This window comes from Geodermatophilaceae bacterium NBWT11, from assembly GCA_014218215.1.
In the GTDB taxonomy this organism is placed as follows: Bacteria; Actinomycetota; Actinomycetes; order Mycobacteriales; family Geodermatophilaceae; genus Klenkia.
In genome coordinates, this window is the sequence record CP043652.1 from 1282360 (window position 1) to 1301241 (window position 18882).

Annotated in this window: 23 protein-coding genes and 1 pseudogene; 6 read left to right on the forward strand and 18 right to left on the reverse strand. The window is 75.4% G+C overall.

Translation table 11 applies throughout. From position 1 onward, the window contains the following. Window positions 1-25: 25 nt before the first annotated feature. A complete protein-coding gene (locus F1C76_06110; protein QNG36219.1) occupies window positions 26-706 on the reverse strand; it encodes a response regulator transcription factor in 681 nt (226 codons plus the stop codon). Continuing rightward, window positions 703-1992 carry a two-component sensor histidine kinase gene (locus F1C76_06115; protein ID QNG36220.1) on the reverse strand — a complete coding sequence of 430 codons (1290 nt, stop codon included), beginning with the start codon at window positions 1990-1992 and terminating at the stop codon, window positions 703-705. The genes F1C76_06110 and F1C76_06115 overlap by 4 nt, the downstream gene beginning before the upstream one ends. Before the next feature lie 225 nt (window positions 1993-2217). Between F1C76_06115 and phoU the strand changes: the two genes are divergently transcribed. Then, on the forward strand, window positions 2218-2874 hold the full coding sequence (gene phoU / locus F1C76_06120) for a phosphate signaling complex protein PhoU (protein QNG36221.1): 657 nt from the start codon (window positions 2218-2220) through the stop codon (window positions 2872-2874). 72 nt (window positions 2875-2946) lie between these two features. On the opposite strand, the gene F1C76_06125 is transcribed toward phoU, so the two are convergent. The 6 genes from F1C76_06125 to mshA form a co-directional block, all read right to left on the reverse strand. Continuing rightward, the gene (locus F1C76_06125; GenBank protein ID QNG36222.1) at window positions 2947-3702 is read right to left on the reverse strand and encodes a phosphoglyceromutase; all 756 of its coding nucleotides are present in this window, start codon (window positions 3700-3702) and stop codon (window positions 2947-2949) included. 20 nt (window positions 3703-3722) lie between these two features. Further along, entirely contained in the window at window positions 3723-4025 is a 303-nt protein-coding gene (locus F1C76_06130) for a hypothetical protein (protein ID QNG36223.1), read from the reverse strand. Between the two features lie 5 nt (window positions 4026-4030). Continuing rightward, window positions 4031-4654 carry a hypothetical protein gene (locus F1C76_06135; protein QNG36224.1) on the reverse strand — a complete coding sequence of 208 codons (624 nt, stop codon included), beginning with the start codon at window positions 4652-4654 and terminating at the stop codon, window positions 4031-4033. 79 nt (window positions 4655-4733) lie between these two features. Continuing rightward, on the reverse strand, window positions 4734-6209 hold the full coding sequence (locus F1C76_06140; protein QNG39048.1) for an MFS transporter: 1476 nt from the start codon (window positions 6207-6209) through the stop codon (window positions 4734-4736). Between the two features lie 71 nt (window positions 6210-6280). Beyond that, complete coding sequence (locus F1C76_06145; protein ID QNG36225.1) at window positions 6281-6796, reverse strand: YbjN domain-containing protein; 516 nt, start codon at window positions 6794-6796, stop codon at window positions 6281-6283. Further along, window positions 6793-8217, reverse strand: coding sequence for a D-inositol-3-phosphate glycosyltransferase (gene mshA / locus F1C76_06150; GenBank protein ID QNG36226.1), 1425 nt, complete (start codon window positions 8215-8217; stop codon window positions 6793-6795). The genes F1C76_06145 and mshA overlap by 4 nt, the downstream gene beginning before the upstream one ends. 22 nt (window positions 8218-8239) lie before the next feature. On the opposite strand from mshA, the gene F1C76_06155 reads away from it, so the two are divergent. Next, complete coding sequence (locus F1C76_06155; protein ID QNG36227.1) at window positions 8240-9025, forward strand: SDR family oxidoreductase; 786 nt, start codon at window positions 8240-8242, stop codon at window positions 9023-9025. Here F1C76_06155 and F1C76_06160 read toward each other — a convergent pair. Continuing rightward, window positions 9022-10026: a UDP-N-acetylmuramate dehydrogenase gene (locus tag F1C76_06160; protein QNG36228.1), complete on the reverse strand. Its 1005-nt coding sequence runs from the start codon at window positions 10024-10026 to the stop codon at window positions 9022-9024. The two genes, F1C76_06155 and F1C76_06160, sit on opposite strands and share 4 nt — an antisense overlap. Window positions 10027-10065: 39 nt before the next feature. Here F1C76_06160 and F1C76_06165 point away from each other — a divergent pair, with 39 nt between their 5' ends. Genes F1C76_06165 through F1C76_06180 form a run of 4 tightly spaced genes read left to right on the forward strand, consistent with a single transcriptional unit; the run spans window position 10066 to window position 12807 of the window. Further along, complete coding sequence (locus F1C76_06165) at window positions 10066-10923, forward strand: class I SAM-dependent methyltransferase (protein QNG36229.1); 858 nt, start codon at window positions 10066-10068, stop codon at window positions 10921-10923. Next, window positions 10736-11701 carry a maleylpyruvate isomerase family mycothiol-dependent enzyme gene (locus F1C76_06170; protein ID QNG36230.1) on the forward strand — a complete coding sequence of 322 codons (966 nt, stop codon included), beginning with the start codon at window positions 10736-10738 and terminating at the stop codon, window positions 11699-11701. The genes F1C76_06165 and F1C76_06170 overlap by 188 nt, the downstream gene beginning before the upstream one ends. Further along, complete coding sequence (locus tag F1C76_06175; GenBank protein QNG36231.1) at window positions 11701-12579, forward strand: methyltransferase domain-containing protein; 879 nt, start codon at window positions 11701-11703, stop codon at window positions 12577-12579. The genes F1C76_06170 and F1C76_06175 overlap by 1 nt, the downstream gene beginning before the upstream one ends. Window positions 12580-12615: 36 nt before the next feature. Continuing rightward, window positions 12616-12807, forward strand: coding sequence for a PspC domain-containing protein (locus F1C76_06180; GenBank protein ID QNG36232.1), 192 nt, complete (start codon window positions 12616-12618; stop codon window positions 12805-12807). Here F1C76_06180 and F1C76_06185 read toward each other — a convergent pair whose 3' ends face one another. The 9 genes and pseudogenes from F1C76_06185 to F1C76_06225 all read right to left on the reverse strand — a co-directional run bounded on the left by F1C76_06185 (window position 12808) and on the right by F1C76_06225 (window position 18876). Further along, complete coding sequence (locus F1C76_06185; GenBank protein ID QNG39049.1) at window positions 12808-13209, reverse strand: PaaI family thioesterase; 402 nt, start codon at window positions 13207-13209, stop codon at window positions 12808-12810. Window positions 13210-13268: 59 nt separating this feature from the next. Then, window positions 13269-13556, reverse strand: a complete 288-nt coding sequence (locus F1C76_06190) for a DUF2516 family protein (GenBank protein ID QNG36233.1) — start codon at window positions 13554-13556, stop codon at window positions 13269-13271. A gap of 133 nt (window positions 13557-13689) precedes the next feature. After that, window positions 13690-14349, reverse strand: a pseudogene (locus F1C76_06195) (hypothetical protein). A 41-nt stretch (window positions 14350-14390) separates the two neighbouring features. Next, window positions 14391-14855 (reverse strand): helix-turn-helix transcriptional regulator, encoded by a 465-nt coding sequence (locus tag F1C76_06200; protein ID QNG36234.1) that lies wholly within the window; start codon window positions 14853-14855, stop codon window positions 14391-14393. A gap of 65 nt (window positions 14856-14920) precedes the next feature. Next, window positions 14921-15883: an asparaginase gene (locus F1C76_06205; protein ID QNG36235.1), complete on the reverse strand. Its 963-nt coding sequence runs from the start codon at window positions 15881-15883 to the stop codon at window positions 14921-14923. Beyond that, on the reverse strand, window positions 15883-16452 hold the full coding sequence (locus F1C76_06210) for an aerial mycelium formation protein (protein ID QNG36236.1): 570 nt from the start codon (window positions 16450-16452) through the stop codon (window positions 15883-15885). Before F1C76_06210 ends, F1C76_06205 begins: the two co-directional genes overlap by 1 nt. Next, a complete protein-coding gene (locus F1C76_06215; GenBank protein QNG36237.1) occupies window positions 16449-17294 on the reverse strand; it encodes a 3-keto-5-aminohexanoate cleavage protein in 846 nt (281 codons plus the stop codon). Before F1C76_06215 ends, F1C76_06210 begins: the two co-directional genes overlap by 4 nt. Beyond that, the gene (locus F1C76_06220) at window positions 17291-18409 is read right to left on the reverse strand and encodes a folate-binding protein YgfZ (GenBank protein QNG36238.1); all 1119 of its coding nucleotides are present in this window, start codon (window positions 18407-18409) and stop codon (window positions 17291-17293) included. Before F1C76_06220 ends, F1C76_06215 begins: the two co-directional genes overlap by 4 nt. After that, window positions 18406-18876 carry a transcriptional repressor gene (locus F1C76_06225; GenBank protein ID QNG36239.1) on the reverse strand — a complete coding sequence of 157 codons (471 nt, stop codon included), beginning with the start codon at window positions 18874-18876 and terminating at the stop codon, window positions 18406-18408. The genes F1C76_06220 and F1C76_06225 overlap by 4 nt, the downstream gene beginning before the upstream one ends. Between the last annotated feature and the right edge of the window lie 6 nt (window positions 18877-18882).

The window sequence follows — 18882 nt, forward strand, 5'->3', positions numbered from 1 at the left end:
ACGTCGTGGGGGGCGAGGGGGTCCTTCACGCCTCGAACTTGTAGCCGAGCCCCCGCACCGTCACCAGCCACTTCGGGGTGGCGGGGTCGGGCTCGATCTTGGCGCGCAACCGCTTGACGTGGACGTCGAGGGTCTTGGTGTCGCCCACGTAGTCCGAGCCCCAGACCCGGTCGATGAGCTGCCCGCGGGTGAGCACCCGGCCCGCGTTGCGGAGCAGCAGCTCCAGGAGGTCGAACTCCTTGAGCGGCAGGGAGACCGGCTCGCCGTCCACGGCCACGGTGTGACGTTCGACGTCCATCCGCACGGGGCCGGCGCCCAGCGTGGCCTCACCGACCTGCTCGGTGTCGGTGCCCCGGCGCAGCACCGCGCGGATGCGGGCCAGCAGCTCCCGCGCGGAGTAGGGCTTGGTGACGTAGTCGTCGGCCCCGAGCTCCAGGCCCACGACCTTGTCGATCTCGGTGTCCTTGGCGGTCAGCATGATGATCGGCACCGCGCTCTTGGAGCGCATGGTGCGGCACACCTCGGTGCCCGACAGCCCGGGCAGCATGAGGTCCAGCAGCACGATGTCGGCGCCGTTGCGGTCGAACTCGGCCAGGGCGTCGATGCCGTTGGCGGCGACGACCGCCTCGTACCCCTCACGGCGCAGCATGTAGGACAACGCGTCGGAGAAGGACTCCTCGTCCTCCACGACCAGCACTCGGGTCATGACCGTCCTCTCGGGGAACTCGGTTCGGCGTCGGCGTGACCCACGGGGGTCGCTCCGACGGCAGCTCGCAGGGCGGCGACCCGGTCGACCGACCGGCCCGCCTGGTCGTCGGTGGGTGCGGTGGTCGTCTCGGCGGGCTCCACGGGGGCCAGCGGGATGCGCAGGGTGAACGTCGACCCCAGGCCCTCCTCGCTCCACACCGTCACCGAGCCACCGTGGTTGGTGGCCACGTGCTTGACGATCGCCAGCCCGAGCCCGGTGCCGCCGGTGGCGCTGGCCCGCGACTGGTCGACCCGGTAGAAGCGCTCGAACACCCGGGCGCGGTCCGCGCGCGGGATCCCGATGCCGGAGTCGGTCACCGCGATCTCGGCGAACCCGGAGCGGGCCCGGGTGCCCACGGCGATCTTCGTGGCGTCCGGGGAGTAGGCCACCGCGTTGGCCAGCATGTTGGTCACCGCGGTGGCCAGCTGGGCCTCCACCCCGCGCACGACCAGGCCCTCCTGCTCCCCGACGGCCAGGTCGATGCCCTTGGCGGCCGCGGCCAGCCGGGTGCGGTCCACGGCCTCGGCGACGACGGTGGAGACCTCGACGGGGGCCAGGTCGGGCAGCGGCTCGGCGCCCTGGAGCCGGGACAGGTCGATCAGCTCGCGGACCAGCCGGGCCAGCCGGTCGGCCTCGTGGGTCATCCGGGCGGCGAAGCGCTGCACCGTCTCCGGATCGTCGGCGGCACCCTGGGTGGCCTCGGCCAGCAGCGCGAGCGCCCCGACCGGCGTCTTCAGCTCGTGCCCGACGTTCGCGACGAAGTCGCGGCGGACCGCCTCGACCCGGCGGGCCTCGGTGACGTCCTGCAGCACCAGGGCGACCGGGCCGGGCTCCAGCGCAGGGCCTCCGCCCAGCCGGACGCCGTGCACGCCCACCATCCGAGGGCCGGAGCCCACGAGGTCACCGGGCAGCTGGACGTCGGCCCGGCAGCTGCTGCCCCCGCGCACGTCCTGGGCGATGGTCAGCAGACCCGGGACCAGGAGCCGGGTGCCCCGGACGATGCCCAGCGCGCGGGCCGACGGGTTGGCCAGGACCACCTCGTCGGCGGCGTCGAGCAGCACGACCGCGGGGTCCATCAGGTCCACCAGCCGGCGGCTCAGGACGGCGACCGGGGGCGCCGGGTCGGGCTCGTCGACCGGCGACGTGGGCGGCCCGGCACCCACGGGACGGGAGCGGGCGACGAGGAGGCCGACGGTCACCCCGCCCAGCAGCAGGCCGAGCGCCAGCCACAGCAGCGGGTGCACGGGATCGATGCTAGGCCGCTCCGGGCCCCGTCCTGCCCCGGATCCGGCCCGCGCACCCCCACCGGGGGGAGGTGTTCACGGGCGCGTGTCCGGTCGTTCACCTGCGAGGCCCGACAGCGGTGCCCCGCCCTCCCTATCCTGGCCCCAGGCGCGACGGAGGCACCCAGACCGGGGTGCGCCGCGCCGGTGACGACGCGGCGAACGGGCCGCGTGCTGGAGGGGACCATGCGGGACAGCTACCGCGAAGAGCTCGACGACATCAACGCCCAGCTGGTCGAGATGACCAACTCGGTGGGCTCGGCGATGAGCAAGGCCACCACCGCCCTGCTCGACGCCGACGTGGCCCTGGCCGACCTCGTGATCGCCGGCGACGCGCACATCGACGCCGTGCGGGAGAACGTCGACGACCGGTGCTTCACCCTGCTGGCCCGCCAGCAGCCGGTGGCCACCGACCTGCGCGCCATCACCACCGCGATGGCCACCGTGCAGGACCTGGAGCGGATGGGCGACCTCGCCCAGCACATCGCCAAGGTCGCCCGGATGCGCTTCCCCGACCACGCGGTGCCGCAGGAGGTCCGCCCGGTCTTCCTGGACATGGGCCACATCGCCGAGAGCCTCGTCGCCCAGGCCGGCACGATCATCGCCAAGCGCGACGTCGAGGCCGCCGTCCGCCTCGAGGCCGACGACGACCTGATGGACCGCAACCACCAGCAGCTCTTCCGCGAGCTGCTCAGCGACGACTGGCCGCACGGCATCGAGTCGGCCATCGACATCACCCTGCTGGGCCGCTACTACGAGCGCTTCGCCGACCACGCCGTCAGCGTCGCCCGCCGGGTCGTCTACCTCGTGACCGGCGAGCGCCCCCTCCCCATCGCGAGCTGACTGAAGGACCCCCGCGCCCCCCACGCTTCGCAAGCTCAGCGCGGGCCCCTGCGCGGGGGCCGGGGGGGTCCTCTACTTCTTCCCCTGGTTCGCGACGGCCTCGATGGCGGCAGCAGCGGCGTCGGGGTCGAGGTAGCGGCCGCCGGGGGTGGTCGGCCTCAGGTCGGCGTCCAGGTCGTAGCGCAGCGGCACACCGGTAGGGATGTTCAGCCCCACGACCTCGTCGTCGCCCATGCCGTCGAGGTGCTTGACCAGCGCCCGCAGGCTGTTGCCGTGCGCGGTGACCAGCACGGTCTTCCCCGCCCGCAGGTCCGGGACGATCGCGTCGTACCAGTACGGCAGCATCCGGACGACGACGTCGGCCAGGCACTCGGTGGCCGGCCGGGCCTCCGGGGGCAGGAAGGCGTAGCGCGGGTCGGCGTCCTGGCTGTACTCGTCGCCGGCGTCGATGGGCGGCGGCGGGGTGGCGTAGCTGCGCCGCCAGGTCATGAACTGCTCCTCGCCGTACTCGGCGAGGGTGGCGGCCTTGTCCTTGCCCTGCAGCGCGCCGTAGTGCCGCTCGTTGAGCCGCCAGGAGCGGGTCACCGGGATCCACTGCCGGTCGGCGGCGGCCAGCGCCAGCTCGGCGGTGGTGATCGCCCGCTTCAGCAGCGAGGTGTGCAGCACGTCGGGCAGCAGGCCCTCGGCGGCCAGCAGCTCGCCCCCGCGGGCGGCCTCGGCGCGGCCCTTCTCCGACAGCTCGACGTCCACCCAGCCGGTGAACAGGTTGGCCTTGTTCCACTCGCTCTCGCCGTGGCGGAGCAACACGAGAGTCCCGGTATCGGTCACGGGACCATCCTGCCCGACGCTCAGCCGGTCAGGAGCGGCCAGGCCAGCCAGAGCTCCAGCAGCGCCGGAGGCACCAGCCCGACCAGCAGCCAGACGCTGCGCACCCGCCGCCCGGTGCTCCAGCGGACGACGCCGACGACCGCCACGCACAGCGCCACGGTCAGCACGCCGTAGACCACGGCCGCGCCGTCGTCACCGGTGGCGAACTGGGCGAAGGCCGAGCGCACCGCGCACCACAGCAGCGGGTAGGCCAGCGCGGAGGCCAGCACCACGCCGGTCAGCGCCCGGGTGCGCTCCCGGGCGGCCTGCTGGCGCGGATCCACCGGACTCAGCCCAGGGTGCCGGCCCGCCAGCGGCGGGCCGTGGCGGCGAGCTGCTCGGCGGTGCGCCCCAGCGCGTGCCCGCCGCGGGTCACCCGGTCGGCGGCCGCGGAGTCGGTGTCGTCGAGCTCGTCGGCCAGCGCGGCCCGCCCACCGGCGACCACCCAGCAGAACGCCGCGGCCCGGTCCAGGGCGACGTCGAGGTCACCCTCGAACACCCCGGTGAGCACCGCGTCGGCGAGGTCGCGCACGCCGTCGGGACCCGGCGGGTCGGCCAGCCCGGCGACGACCTCGCGGGGCAGCACCCGGCCCCGGCCGGCCTCGAACTGGCGGGCCGCGGCGACCGGGTCGCGCTGCACCCAGGCACGCAGCAGGTACAGCCGCCACAGCGCACCGGGCAGCGACACCGGCGGGCTGTCGGCCCACAGCTCGGCGAGCTCGTCGAGGCCCTCGTCGTCGGCCAGGGTGACCAGCCGGCGGGTGACCTCGGGGTCGTCGGTGTCGCGGGCCCGGTCGACCAGGGCGAAGGCGACCCCGCGGGCGGCCTCGACCGCGGCGATCGGGTCGACCTCCCCGGCGAGGTGGTCGCCGAGGGTGGCGCGCAGCAGCGGTCGGCGGGATCGGGCGGCCATCGGTCCTCCTCGGTGGTGACGGCCGCGGGTGGGACGACCTCCTCCGTTGTACGTGGCCGAGCGCCGGGAGGCCAGCCGGTCAGCCCCGGTCCCCCGCCGGTTCGACCCGACGGCCCGGCAGCCAGACCAGGCAGATGACCGCGGCCACGACGGCCGAGGCCGCCGTCCCCACGGCCGTGACGTGCATGGCCTCCACGAACGCCTGGCGCGCCGGGGCGAGCAGCCCCTCGGCGTCCGGCCCGGCGACCCGCACCGCCTCGATGGTGGCCACCACCGACTGCCGGGCCTGCTCCCGGGCACCCTCGGGCAGCAGCTCGACGGCGTCCCCGAGCCGGGCGGCGTAGACCCCGGCCACCAGCGACCCCAGGATCGCGACGCCCAGGGCGCCACCGACCTGGCGGACGGTGTTGTTCACCGCTCCCCCGGCGCCGGCCTTCTCCCGGGGCACCACGCTCATGATCGACTCGGTGGCCGGGGCGAGGACGGTGCCCAGGCCGAGGCCCTGCACGAACAGCACGACGAGCACCAGCCAGACCGGTGGGTCGACGTCGAGCAGCTGGTTGGCCGCGAACGCCGAGGCCATCAGCCCGAACCCGGCCGCGCAGACCAGCTTGGCGCCGAACCGGTCGGCCAGCCGGGACGCCCGCGGGGAGGCGATGGCGATGGCCACCGCCATCGGCACCAGGGCGGCGCCGGACTGCAGCGGCGAGTAGCCCAGGGCGCCCTGCAGGTAGTAGACGAGGTAGAACGTCGCGCCCTGGAGGGCGAAGAAGTTCAGCGCGAGCGCGGCCGCGGCGGCCGAGAAGGCCGGCAGCCGGAACAGCGACACGTCCAGGGCCGGGTGCTCCGTGCGGCGCTGCCACCACACGAACACCCCGAGCACGAGCAGCCCGCCCAGCAGCGGTGCGAGCACCCCCGGGGTGCCCCAGCCGACGCCCTCGCCACCCCGGATGATGCCGAACACCAGAGCGCCCAGCCCGGCCACCGACATCAGCACACCGGGGACGTCGAGCCGGCCGGGAGCCGGGTCGCGGGACTCCGGCACCAGGAACAGCACCCCGAGTGCGCCCAGCGCCGCCACCGGGATGCCGAGCAGGAAGACCGCGCCCCACCAGTAGTGCTCCAGGACGAGGCCCCCGGCCAGCGGCCCGCCGGCGATGCCGATGCCGGCGGCCCCGGCCCAGACCCCGATCGCCCGACTGCGCTCGGCGGCGGGGAAGACGTTGCTGATCACGGCCAGCGTGGCCGGTTGCACGGCGGCCCCGCCGACGCCCATCAGGGCCCGCCAGGCGATCAGCTCGCCGGCCGAGCCGGAGAAGGCGGCCAGCAGGGAGCCCACGGAGAACACCGCGAGGCCGATGAACAGCACCCGCCGCCGGCCGATCCGGTCGCCGATGACACCCCAGCTGAACAGCAGCCCGGCGAACACCAGGATGTAGGAGTCGATGGCCCACTGCAGCTGGCTCTGCGTGGCGCCGAGGTCGCGCTGCAGGGTCGGCAGCGCCACGTTCAGCACCGAGTTCCCCATGATCACGACCAGGACGCAGACGATCATGGTGACCAGCACCCACCAGCGGCGCCCGTGGGCCTCCCCCGTCGTCGCGGTGGGCGGCTGCTCCGTGCGGGTCACGACTCCGGCGCGGGGTCCGGACGGCGCTGCGCGAAGTCGGCGAAGGCCTCCAGGTTGCGCAGGGACTCCCCGCGCTTGACCCGCCAGTCCCACTCGCGCCGGATGGAGCTGCCGAAGCCGATCTCCAGCATGGTGTTGAAGTGGTCGTCGGCGTAGCTGAGGACCGCACCCAGCAGCCGGTCCAGCTCCTCGGCGCTCACCGCGGCGTGGCTGAGCCGACCGGTCAGGTACACGTCCCCGACGCTGTCGACGGAGTAGCTGACGCCGTACATCCGGGCGTTGTGCTGCAGCAGCCAGGTCCACAGCTGCTCGCGGTTCTCGTCGGGCTGACGGCAGACGAACGCCTCGACGCGCAACCCGTGGTCGCCCAGGATCAGCCCGCAGACGGTCGTGAGCTTGTTGTGCCCGGGCAGGTCGACCAGGAAGCGGCCGGCCGCCGGGTGCTCGTAGACCAGCTCGGCGTCGCGCAGCGCGGCGTCCACGACGGCCTCGAGCTCGTCCAGCGACCTCACCGGGAGCCCCCGGTGCCCGAGAGCGCCCGGACGGCGTCGCGCACCCGGTCCCGCGGCGAGCGGACCTGCTGGGCGGCGTCGAGCTCGACGATCGCGGCGGAGTACGCGCCCAGCAGGGAGTCCGCGGTGCGGTCCCAGCTGAACCGGGCGGCGTGCCGGCGGGCGCCCGGTGCCAGCACGTCACGCTGCTCGACGACCTTGCGGATCGCCGCGGCGTAGTCGGCCGGGTCGTGCCCGTCGACCAGGACGCCGGAGACGCCGTCCTCGACCGCGGTGGGCAGCCCGCCGACCGCGGCCGCCACCACCGGGGTGGCGCAGGCCTGGGACTCCAGCGCGACCAGCCCGAAGGACTCGTTGTGGCTGGGCACCACGGTGACGTCGGCGGCCCGGTAGTGCTCGGCGAGGGAGTCCGGGGCCTGCGGCGGGACGAACCGGACGACGTCGGCGATGCCCAGGGAGACCGCCAGCTCCTGCAGCTGGCGCGGCTCGGCCAGGCCGCTCCCGCTGGGGGCCCCGACCACCAGCACCTGCAGCCGGTCGCGCAGCGCGGGCTCGTCGGCGAGCATCCGGGCCGCGGCGTACAGCAGCACGTCGGGGGCCTTCAGCGGCTGGATGCGGCCGACGAACAGCAGCACCAGGGCGTCGTCGGCGACCCCGACGGCGCGTCGGGCGGCCCCCCGGTCACCCGGGGAGAACCGCTCCAGGTCCACACCCGGCGGGACGACGAGGGTGCGCGCCGGGTCGGCGTCGTACCAGCGCACGAGCTGGCGGGCCTCCTCGGCGGTGTTGGCGATGAGCCGGTCGGCCTCGGCGACCACCTGCTCCTCGCCGATCACCCGGGCGCGGGGCTCGGGGGCGTCCCCGTCGGCGAGCGCTGCGTTCTTGACCTTGGCCAGCGTGTGCGCCGAGTGCACCAGCGGCACGCCCCAGCGGTCCCGGGCCAGCCAGCCGACCTGCCCGGAGAGCCAGTAGTGGCTGTGCAGGACGTCGAAGTGCCCCGGTTCGTGCCGGGCCTCCTCGCGCAGCACCGCGGCGGTGAAGGCGCACAGCTGGGCCGGCAGGTCGTCCTTGCCCAGGCCCTCGAAGGGCCCGGCCGACACGTGCCGCACGGTCACCCCCGGCACCATCTCCACGACCGGCGGCAGGTCGGAGCTGGTGGCCCGGGTGAACACCTCGACGGCCACGCCGCGGGCGGCCAGCCGCCGGGAGACCTCGACGATGTAGACGTTCATGCCCCCGGCGTCACCGGCCCCGGGCTGGTCCAGCGGGCTGGTGTGCACGCTGAGCGTGGCGACCCGGCGGGGCAGCAGCGGCTCGCCGGAGCGGAGCACGCCCGGGCGCAGCGGACGGCGAGCGGGCACGTGGCTCCTCCCGCCGGTTCGTGTCCAGCGCTCGGACGGGCACCGGTGTCGACTCACCATCCTGCACCAGCAGACTGGGGGCATGCCTGCCGAGCACCCCACAGCGCGCCCCTCCGCCCACCCGTTCCCCGGCGACGGCCGGGTCGCCGTCGTCACCGGGGCCTCCAGCGGCATCGGTGCCGCCACCGCCCGCCGCCTGGCCGCCGACGGGTTCACCGTCGTCCTGGGCGCCCGCCGGATGGACCGGCTGATGCCGCTGGCCCAGGAGATCGGCGGCACGGCCGTCGAGCTGGACGTGACCGACGACGCGTCGGTCGCGTCCTTCGCGGCCGGTCTGGAGCGCGTCGACGTCCTGGTCAACAACGCCGGTGGCGCCTTCGACGCCGCCCCCGTCGCCGAGGCCGACCTGGACTCCTGGTCGCGCAGCTTCGAGGTCAACGTGCTGGGCACCGTGCGGGTGACCAAGGCGCTGCTGCCGGCGCTGCGGGCCTCGGGCGCCGGGGACGTGGTGTTCGTCGGCTCCACCGCCGGGCTGGTCAGCTACGAGGGCGGGGCGTCCTACACCGCGGCCAAGCACGGCGTGCACACGCTGGCCGGGACGATGCGGCTGGAGCTCGTCGCCGAGCCCGTGCGCATCGTGGAGATCGCCCCCGGCATGGTGAAGACCGAGGAGTTCGCGCTCAACCGCACCGGCGACCCGGCGAAGGCCGCCGCGGTCTACCAGGGCGTGCGCGAGCCGCTGGTCGCCGACGACGTCGCCGACTGCATCGCCTGGGCCGTCACCCGCCCGCACCACGTGAACATCGACCTGATGGTCGTCCGCCCGCGCGCCCAGGCCGCGCAGCACAAGGTGCACCGCGAGGGCTAGGGACGGACCGCCGTCGGCTCCGGGACGAGGGTCACGCCGAAGCGGTCCCGGACGGCCTCGACGACGCGGCCGGCGAAGGCGAGCAGCTCGTCGGCCGTGGCGCCCGGTTCGGTGGTGAGCGCCAACGAGTGCCGGGACGACGTCCCCACGTGGCCGTCGCGGGTGCCGCGGCCGAAACCGGCGTGCTGCACCAGCCAGGCCGCCGACAGCTTCACGTCGTCCCCGGCCGGCCAGCTCGGGCAGCCCTCGACCGCCATCGACGCGGGCACCACGGGGTTGGTGAAGAACGAGCCCGCGCTGCGGGAGTCGGGGTCGCCCGGGTCGAGCACCATGCCCTTGCCGCGGCGGAGCTCGACGACGGCGGCCCGGACGTCGGCCAGCGGGGCCCGGTCGCCGGGAGCCACCCCCAGCCGCTTCGCCAGTTCCGCGTAGCCGACCGGCATCGACAGCGGCGAGGCCTGGAGCCCGAACGTCACGGTGAGGACGACGAAGACGCCGGGGTGCTGCTTGAGCGCGGAGTCCCGGTAGCCGAACCCGCAGTCGGCCGGGGTCAGCGTGCGCACCGACCCGTCGCGCCGGTCCAGCACCTGCACGGCGGTGATCGTCTGGGCGACCTCCTGGCCGTAGGCGCCGACGTTCTGCACCGGGGTCGCGCCGGTGCTGCCCGGGATCCCCGACAGCGCCTCGATGCCGGCCAGCCCCTCGGCGACGGTGTGCGCGACCAGGTCGTCCCAGGGCTCGCCGGCCTGCACCTCGAGCGCGTCGCCGGTGCGGACGACCCCCCGCGACCGGACCGCGACGACGTCCCCCGGCCAGCCGGCGTCGGGGGCGACCACGTTGGAGCCACCGCCGAGCACCAGCAGCGGACGGCCGGCGTCGTCGGCCTCGCGGACGGCGGCGACCAGCTCGTCGGCGGTGGTCACCTCGACGAGCCGGTCGACCGGCCCCCCGACCCGCAGCGTGGTGAGCTCGGACAGCGGGACCCCGGTCAGCAGCTGCACGGCACCACGGTAGCCACCGCGCGACTACCCTCCGGCCCGGTGAGCGACTCCGGCAGTGACCACACCGCCAAGGCGGTCCTGCCCCCCACGCGCAAGCGGCCCCGGCTGGCCGCCGGACGGGCCCGGGCGATGGGCCTGCCCACCCGCGGGACGACGAACGCCAACCGGCTGCGCCGGGTGGACCGCTGGCTGGTGGCCACGCAGGTGCCCCGGCTGCGCGACGCGGCCCGCCCGCTGGTGGTCGACCTGGGGTACGGCGCGTCGGCGGTGACGACGCTGGAGCTGGTCTCCCGGCTGGGCGACGAGGTCGACGGCCTGGAGGTGGTGGGCCTGGAGATCGACCCGGAACGGGTGGCGTCGGTCGAGGCCGACCGGGACCCGCCGCGGGTGGACTTCCGGGTGGGCGGCTTCGAGCTGGCCGGGTTGCAGCCGGTGGTGGTGCGGGCGTTCAACGTGCTCCGCCAGTACGACGAGGAGTCCGCCGCCCGGGCCTGGCAGACGATGTGCGCGGCGCTGGGCGCCGGCGGCCTCCTCGTGGAGGGCACCTGCGACGAGTGGGGACGCCGGGCGACCTGGGTGGCGCTGGACGAGTCCGGGCCGCTGACCCTGACGCTGAGCGCGCGGGCCTCGGACCTGGAGCGGCCCTCCGACCTGGCCGAGCGGCTGCCCAAGGCACTGATCCACCACAACGTGCCCGGGCAGCCGGTACATGCGTTCCTGCAGGCCTTCGACGCCGCGTGGGCCGCGGCCGCGGGCTTCTCCACGTTCGGCCCGCGGCAGCGCTGGACGGCCTCGGTCGAGGCGCTGGCCGAGCAGGGCTGGCCGCTGGTGGGCTCCAGCCGGCGCTGGCGGCACGGCGAGACGACCGTCCGCTGGGAGGCCGTCGCACCGGTCTGACCGGCGGCTGCGCGAGGATGGCCGGGTGCACCTGCCCGTGGATCGTCTGGTCGACGCCGTCGTCTCCGACGGCGAGCGCTTCGGGGTGGTCGCCGAGCTGCTGGCCACCGGCCGCACCCCGGTGCAGGGCGGGCTCGCCGCCCCCGTGCCCTGGGTGCCGGAGTGGACCGCCCGCGACCTCGTCGTCCACCTGGGCACCGTGCACCGCTGGGTCACCGGCATCCTCCGGGCCGGCGCCGCGGGAGACACCTCGCCGCCCCCGTCGCCGCACCACCCGCCGCACGACGACCTGCACGGCTGGTTCGCCCTCGGCCTCACCGAGCTGGTGGCCACGCTGCGCACCACCGACCCCGACCAGCCGACCTGGCACATGAGTCCGGCCGCCGACACCGCGCGCGACTGGGCGCACCGGCAGGCCAGCGAGCACCTGGTGCACCGGCTGGACCTCGAGGCCGCCGCGGGGGTCGAGCAGGCACCGGTCGACCCGGAGCTCGCCGCCGACGGGGTGGGCGAGCTGCTGCACGTCGTCGTCCCCCGCTGGGCGCACACCGCCCCGCTGGCCGACGCCCGGGCGACGGTGCAGGTCCGGGCCACCGACACCGGGGCCACCTGGTCGGTGTCGGTGCGCGACGGCGTGGTCGGCGCGGACCCCGACAGCGAGCCCGACGCCGTCCTCACCGGTACCGCCGAACACCTGCTGCGCCGGCTCTGGGGCCGCCCGGCCGAGGTCGACGTGACCGGCGACCCCGCCGCCGAGCGCCTGCTGCGCGGCCGCTGATGGCCCGCCGCGAGAAGCGCACCGCACCGCCGCCGGAGCACCCCGAGCTGCCCGGTCCGGTGGCCACCGCCGGGGGCACCGCGGAGATCCTGGGCGACGCCGACCGGGAGCGCTCCTACGTGCTGATGCTCGACGGGGTGCCGCAGTCCCACGTCGACCTCGACGACCCCGCGCACCTGGAGTTCGAGTACGTCCGGCGGATGGGCCACGTGCTCGACCTGCACGGGGACGACGACAGCAGCCCGTTGGACGTCGTCCACCTCGGCGGCGGGGCGCTCACCCTGGCCCGGTACGTCGCGGTGACCCGCCCCGGGTCCCGCCAGCGGGTGGTCGAGCTCGACGAGCCGCTCACCGACCTGGTGCGCGCCCACCTGCCGCTCCCCCGCGCCGCCCGGGTGCGGGTGCGCGCCGCCGACGCCCGGGCCGGTCTGGAGGCGTTGCACGACGCGAGCGCCGACGTCGTCCTCGTCGACGTGTTCGCCGGCGCCCGCACGCCCGCGCACCTGACCAGCACGCAGTTCGCCGCGCAGGTCGCCCGGGTGCTCAAGCCGGGCGGGGTGACCGCCTGGAACGTCTCCGACGGCCCGCCGCTGACCTTCCTGCGCACCCAGGCCGCGACGCTGGCCGGGGTCTTCGCCCACGTGCTGCTGGTCGCCGAGCCCGGCACGCTGCGCGGGCGGCGCTACGGCAACACCGTCGCCGTCGCCTCGGACGCCGAGCTGCCCGTCGCGGGCCTGACCCGGCGCACCGCGGGTGACCCGATGCCGGCCCGGGTGGTCGCCGGCCGCGACCTGACCACGTTCATCGGCACCGCGGTGCCGGTCGACGACGCGACCGCGGTGCCCTCCCCCGAGCCGCCCGCCGGCGTCTTCGGCTGACAGGCGGCCCCCAGCCGCCACCCCTAGGGTCGGGTCATGACCGCTCCCAGCCGCCGCTTCGCCCGCGACACGAACAACAAGGTCATCGCCGGGGTGTGCTCCGGCCTGGCCCGCCAGTTCGGGATCTCCCGCAACGGCCTGCGCATCGCCGCCGTCGTGTCCTGCATCCTGCCGGGCCCGCAGTTCATCGCCTACGTCGTGCTCTGGGTGGTCATGCCCAAGGGCTGATCAGCCCACCGGTTCCACCGGCGGGGTCGGCGGCGGCGCGACGGCCATCATGGTCGCCTGCATCGCCGCCACCAGCTTCTCCCCGCCGGCGCCGTCCAGGGCGTGCACGTCGCCCCGGGTGACCACGATCGTCCGGCCGGCGCGCAGCACGGTGGCCGTCGCCCGGAAGCGGGCACCCGCCGCGGGGGCGACGAAGTTGGCCGTGAAGTCCACCGTCAGCACCTCCCGGTCCGCGCCCATCGTGGACAGCGCCGCGTACCCGCAGGCGGTGTCGACCAGCGTGGTGACCGCGCCCGCGTGGGTGTAGCCGAACTGCTGGGAGAAGCGTGTATCGCTGGGCATCTCCAGCACCGCCCGGCCGTGGCTGATCTCGACCAGCTCGGCGCCCAGGGTGGCGAGCATGGCCTGGCGGTCGAAGCTGGCCCGCAGCCGCTGCTCCTCGGACTCCGGCAGCGGCTCGGTCACCAGCTGGTGTTGCCCTGCTGCAGGCCCTTGAGCGCCGGCCGCACGTCGACCAGGTACACGATGATCGCGATGATCGCCGGCAGGCCGAGGAAGCTCATCGGCGAGAAGGCGAAGACGATCAGCGTCGCGACGGCGGTGATGCCCACCCAGGCCGGCTTGGACAGCTTCCCGGCCGCGACGTACCCGGGCGCCGGTCGGATGATCGCGTCGACCGTCGCCCACGCGCCCAACGCCAGCACGGCGTAGGTGATGACGGCGAACAGTGCGCTGTCGAAGCCCGGCATGGCCCGAGGGTAGCCGCCGCCGACCGCCCCCGGGCCGATCCGGTCAGCTCTGGGAGGACGGCGCCGAGCTGGAGGACGACGGCGCCTGCGAGGAGGCCGACGGCGCGTTGCTGGAGGCCGAGGGGGCCGTGGACTTCGCCGGGACGGCGGTGGCGCGGGGCAACGGGGCCTTGGTGGTGGCCTTCGCGGGGGTCCGCTTGGCGGCGGCCCGCTTCGCGGGGGCCTTCTTCGCCGGCGTCTCCTTGGCCTCGTCGACGGCCTTGCTGGTGCGTGCCTTGGTCTTCTGGGCGGCCGAGGTCACCTCGTTCGCCGCCTTCGAGGCCTTCGACGCGCTCTTCTGGGCCACCGAGGTCACCTCGTCGGAGGCCTTCGCGACGACCTCGTCGGTGGTGTCCAGGACGTCCTCGAGGGCGTCCTCGACCGTGTCCACGGCGCGCTCGGCGCGGCCGACGACCGAGCGGAAGCCGGGCTGGCGACGCAGGTCCTCCACGACCTCCTCGCCGCGGGCGGCCAGGCCGGACAGCGTGCTGGCGGCCTGCTCCCGGACGGTCCCGACGAGACCGCCGGCGTTGCCGGCCTTGCTGCGCGCGGCCTCGGCCCGGGTGCGGACCTCCTTGGCGGCGAGATCGGCCTGGACCTGGGCCTCGCCGGGCAGCGCCTCGGCCTTGGACCGCAGCGAACCGACCACGGATCGGGCGTGGTCGACGACGACGTCGGTGGCGCCGATGGCGGCCAGCACGCCGGTCTTGCCGGTCTCGACGAGCGCGTCGGCGACCTTGCGGCCCTCGGTCACGGCGGCCTCGCCGTAGCTCTTGATGGTCTCGGTGGGCTTGCTCATGCCGACTCCTCCTGGGGGTCCGGTGCGGGGTTGGTCAGTGCGTGCTCGCGGGCGTACGTCTCGTACAGCTCCAGGAGCACCTGCTTGTGGCGCTCGGAGAGGGACAGGTCGGCGCGGATGGCCGCGACGGTGTCCGGGTTGCCTGACCGGCGGTCGAGGATCCCGGCCTGCTCGTAGAGCGTCTCGGCGGAGATCTTCAGGCCCCGGGCGATCTGGGCCAGGATCTCCGCCGACGGCTTGCGCAGTCCCCGCTCCACCTGCGAGAGGTAGGGGTTGCTGACCCCGGCGGTGCGGGCCAGCTCGCGCAGCGACACCTGGGCGGTGTTGCGCTGGCTGCGGATGAAGTCACCCACCTGGGAGCTGACCGCCGTCGACACCGTGGTCGCCTCGGCCGCCGCGGAGGCGGCAGCATGGGTCACGCTGTCGCGGACGGTGCTGACGATCTCCGACGGGTTCTGCACACCGGCGACGCTAACCGTGGGTGCTAGCTCCAGCAAGCGGGGCAGTCGGCGGAGTGACCGATCCCTCAGCCGAGCACGGGGGCGGGGCGCACCTCGCCGACGGTACCGTCCCCGCCGCTCACCGGGGTCACCGCGAACGGGGCGAGCTCGGCCTCGGAGACCCCGAGGAGACGCAGCCCGGCGCTCAGCGCGGGCATCCGGCCACGGTCGCCGCCGTCCTCCAGCTTGAGCGCGACCGCGCCGCGACCGGGCAGCGCGGCGACGTGCACGCCGTCGGCACCGCCCTTGACCAGCAGGTCGGGCACGGCACCCATCAGCAGGGTGTCGTCCCGGCCGGTGCCGGCCACCAGCCACGGGTGGGCGCGCATCGCGTCGGCGACCGAGCGGTCCCGGCTGCCCTCGGGCGCCTGGACCAGGGAGAGCACGCCGCGGGCCAGCGCGGTCACCGACAGCGCGTGCTGGGGTGCCCCGCACCCGTCGACGACGACGGCGCTGACCGGCTCGCGACCGGCCTCGCCCAGCCGGGCCTCGACGGCCTGCTGCAGCGGGTGTGCCGGGTCCAGGTAGCCCTGGGTGGGCCAGCCGGCGGCGACGCAGGCCGACAGCATCGCGGCGTGCTTGCCCGAGCAGTTCATCGCCGCGCGCCGGGGCGCCCGGCCCTCGACCAGCCAGGTGGCCCGTTCGTGTTCGTCCGAGGGCAGCGCGGGCGGGCAGCCCAGGTCGTCCTCGGTGAGCCCGACGGCGGCCAGCATGGCCAGGGCCAGCTCGACGTGCCCGGGCTCGCCGGTGTGCGACCCGGCGCCGATCGCCAGCTCCTCCGTCGTCCGCGGCGTCCAGCCGGCGGCCAGCAGCGCGGTGGCCTGCACCGGCTTGTTCGACGACCGCGGCAGGGTGGGCCGGTCGACGGCGCCGACGGCGTGCGTCACGGCCCCGTCGGCGTCCAGCACGACCAGCGAGCCGCGGTGCGCGGACTCGGGGAACCCCGACCGCCACACCTCGACCAGGACGGGCTGGTCCGGGAAGTCCATCAGTGGCGACCTTCTGCGGCGAGGAGCTGGGCGACGTCGGCCTCGCCGTCCCGGTACCGGCGGCCGAGCTCGCCGGCCAGGGCGTCCATCACCTGCTGCACACCGCGGCGGCGCTCGGACAGCCCACGCTCACCGGCGGCCAGCGAGCGGGCGGCGTGCTCCAGCTGGTCGTCGGGCAGCTCGCCCACGTCGGACAGGTCGACCCCGGGCGCCAGGGAGTTCACCCAGTGCTCGTGGTCGGCGGGGTTGCTGGGCTGCACGGTCTGGTGCCGGCCCAGGCCGTGCGCGGGGCCGCGTCCCTTCTCGGACAGGATCTCGGGCAGCAGGTCGACCAGCGATCGGCCGTCGTGCTCGGCCCGGCGCTGGAGCTCGCGGCGGACGATGTCGAGCCGGCCCTGCAGCAGCCGACGGGTGTAGGAGAGGTCGACCTCGGACTGCTCGGCCTGCCGGCGCAACGCGCGGACGTCGGTCATCGTGCGCTGCTCGACCCCCTCGAGGAACTGCGGCGCCAGCAGGGTGTCCACGGCGGGCCCGCCGGCGGTGGACGCGACGGGGGTGGGCTCGGTCATCGGGGTGCCTCCTGCAGGGAACGGATGCCCAGCAGCTCGCGCGCCTGGGTGGTGGTCAGGGCCGGCCGCTGGGCGATCCGGGCGAGGCCGGCCGCGCGGGCGACCAGCTGGACGTTGTCGCGCACGGGTTCGCCGGGCGCGTAGGTGAGCGTGTCCTCCATGCCGACCCGCAGGTGACCGCCGGCCGAGAGCGCGGCCAGCATCACCGGCAGCGACGTCCGGCCGACGCCGGTGGCGGCGAAGGTCCAGCTCGGGTCCAGGACGGGCAGGCACGCCGCGAGCGCACCGGTCGTGCCGGGCATCCCGCCGGGCACGCCCATCACCAGGTCGACGTGCACGTGCCCGCCGTGCGGCAACCCGTGCCTGTCCAGCAGCCGGCGCAGCGTGGTCAGGTGCCCGAGGTCGAAGGCCTCGTACTCCGGCACGATGCCGCGCTGCTGCATCTGGGTGTGCAGCTCGACGATGAGGTCCCACGGGTTGCTGAAGACGTCCCGGCCGAAGTTGACCGTGCCCAGCGACAGGGACGCAGCGTCGGGCTCGGCGTCGAGCACCGCGACCCGGTCGGGCAGCGGGTCGGTGACCGCGCCTCCGGAGGACAGCTGCACGACCAGGTCGGTGGACTCCCGGACGGCGGCGACGACCTCGCGCACCCGGACCAGGTCCAGCGTCGGCCGGGTGTCCAGGTCACGGACGTGCAGGTGGACGACGGCGGCACCGACGGCCTCGCAGTCCCGGGCGGTGGACACGACCTCCTCCACCGTCACCGGCAGGGCGGGGACGTCGGCCTTGGCCGACTCCGCTCCCGTGGGGGCGAGGGTGATGAGGGTGCCCGGCTGGCTCACCGGCCGATCGTCGCAGACCGGACCGCGCGCACCCGCTCCCGGGCGGCGACCAGGGTGTCGTCGAGGGTGACCACCAGGTCGTCGGGGTCGACGACGGCGACGCTGCCGCCCACCCGCAGCTCCACCGGGGCCGCGGCGGACTTCTCCAGCACCGAGGACTTCACCAGCGCCAGGCCGACGACGCCGAGCTCGTGGTGCCGGACGACGGTGCCGACCCGGCCCACCTCCTTGGTGCCCGAGAGCAGCGGGGTGCCCGCCTCGGGGAGGTGCTCCTCCATGCCGTCCAGGTGCACCAGCACCAGGCGGCGCGGCGGACGGCCCAGGTTGTGCACCCGGGCGACGGTCTCCTGGCCCCGGTAGCAGCCCTTCTCCAGGTGCACCGCGGTGCGCAGCCAGGGCGTCTCGTTGGGGATGGTGCGGTGGTCGGTGTCCACGCCCAGCCGGGGGCGGTGGGCCTCCACGGCCAGCGCGGTCAGGGCGTCGACCCCGGCGAGGGTGGCGCCGGCGTCCAGCAGGACCTGCGCCCGGGCGTCGAGCTCCGCGCGCGGCACGAGCAGGTCGACGACCTCGGCGGTGCCGTCACCGACGGCCGGGGAGCGGCGGGCCCAGCCGCCGCCGTCCAGCGCGACGACCGACCACGGACCGACCGGCACGGGCAGCCCGGCGGCGGTGAGGACGTCGTCCCCGCGCGGGCCGACGAGGCTCAGCAGCGCCCACTCGGGCGTCACCAGGGCGGGCTCGACGCGCAGCATGAAGCGCATCCGGTCCAGCCAGCCGACCAGCTCGGCGCCCCGGCCGGGCTCGGTGTCGCCCCAGGTGGTGCCGCCGAGCTCGGCGAGGACGACGTGGTGCTCGACGTGGCCCTGCGGGCTCAGCACGAGCGCCTCGGTGCCCGCGCCGTCGGTGAGCTGGTCCAGGTGCTGGCTGAGCAGGCTGTGCAGCCAGGTCAGCCGGTCGACGCCGGGGACGACGAGGACGTCGCGGTCGCTGCGGTCGACGAGCACGGCGGCCTCGGCGCCACGGCGCTGCTCGGACAGCGGTGAGCCGTAGTGCGCGGCGACCGCGCCGGACTCGGTGGCCACAGCAGCCGGTCGGTGCAGCAGGGGCGAGCTCATGGGGACTCCGTTCCGGCCGCGGCGCTGCAGTCCCGGCAGGTGCCGGACAGCGCCACATGACCCACGTCCACCCTGAAACCCAGGTCGGCGCCCAGACGTTCCGCGACGCCGTCCATCAGGCCCGGGTCGACGGACTCGATCTTCCCGCAGGTGGCGCAGACGACGTGCAGGTGCGGGTGCTCGGCGGCGTGGTAGACCGGCGCGCCCTTGCCCAGGTGGGTGTGCCAGACCAGGCCGAGCCGGTCCAGCAGCTCCAGCGTCCGGTAGACCGTCGAGGTGTCCGGGGCGGCTCCCCCGGGCCCGGCGTCGGCGCGCAGCCGGGCGCCGATCTCCTCGGGCGTGCCGTGCTCGAGGTCGGCGACCGCGGCCAGCACGCGCTGCCGCTGGTTGGTCAGCCGCAGACCGCGCGAGCGCAGCTGGTCGGCCAGCGGGGGCGCCTGCTGCGGGTCGTGGCTGTGGTCGGGCACGCCCGC

Excerpts from the sequence above, each read along its gene's own strand:
- F1C76_06205 (QNG36235.1), bottom strand. The coding sequence starts at position 15,883 with ATGGACTTCCCGGACCAGCCCGTCCTGGTCGAGGTGTGGCGGTCGGGG.
- F1C76_06110 (QNG36219.1), bottom strand. The coding sequence starts at position 706 with ATGACCCGAGTGCTGGTCGTGGAGGACGAGGAGTCCTTCTCCGACGCG.
- F1C76_06170 (QNG36230.1), top strand. The coding sequence starts at position 10,736 with ATGCGTTCCTGCAGGCCTTCGACGCCGCGTGGGCCGCGGCCGCGGGCT.
- phoU (QNG36221.1), top strand. The coding sequence starts at position 2,218 with ATGCGGGACAGCTACCGCGAAGAGCTCGACGACATCAACGCCCAGCTG.
- F1C76_06185 (QNG39049.1), bottom strand. The coding sequence starts at position 13,209 with ATGCTCGCCACCCTGGGCGCCGAGCTGGTCGAGATCAGCCACGGCCGG.
- F1C76_06220 (QNG36238.1), bottom strand. The coding sequence starts at position 18,409 with ATGAGCTCGCCCCTGCTGCACCGACCGGCTGCTGTGGCCACCGAGTCC.
- mshA (QNG36226.1), bottom strand. The coding sequence starts at position 8,217 with ATGGTGAGTCGACACCGGTGCCCGTCCGAGCGCTGGACACGAACCGGC.
- F1C76_06180 (QNG36232.1), top strand. The coding sequence starts at position 12,616 with ATGACCGCTCCCAGCCGCCGCTTCGCCCGCGACACGAACAACAAGGTC.
- F1C76_06210 (QNG36236.1), bottom strand. The coding sequence starts at position 16,452 with ATGACCGAGCCCACCCCCGTCGCGTCCACCGCCGGCGGGCCCGCCGTG.
- F1C76_06175 (QNG36231.1), top strand. The coding sequence starts at position 11,701 with ATGGCCCGCCGCGAGAAGCGCACCGCACCGCCGCCGGAGCACCCCGAG.
- F1C76_06140 (QNG39048.1), bottom strand. The coding sequence starts at position 6,209 with ATGATCGTCTGCGTCCTGGTCGTGATCATGGGGAACTCGGTGCTGAAC.
- F1C76_06190 (QNG36233.1), bottom strand. The coding sequence starts at position 13,556 with ATGCCGGGCTTCGACAGCGCACTGTTCGCCGTCATCACCTACGCCGTG.
- F1C76_06135 (QNG36224.1), bottom strand. The coding sequence starts at position 4,654 with ATGGCCGCCCGATCCCGCCGACCGCTGCTGCGCGCCACCCTCGGCGAC.
- F1C76_06155 (QNG36227.1), top strand. The coding sequence starts at position 8,240 with ATGCCTGCCGAGCACCCCACAGCGCGCCCCTCCGCCCACCCGTTCCCC.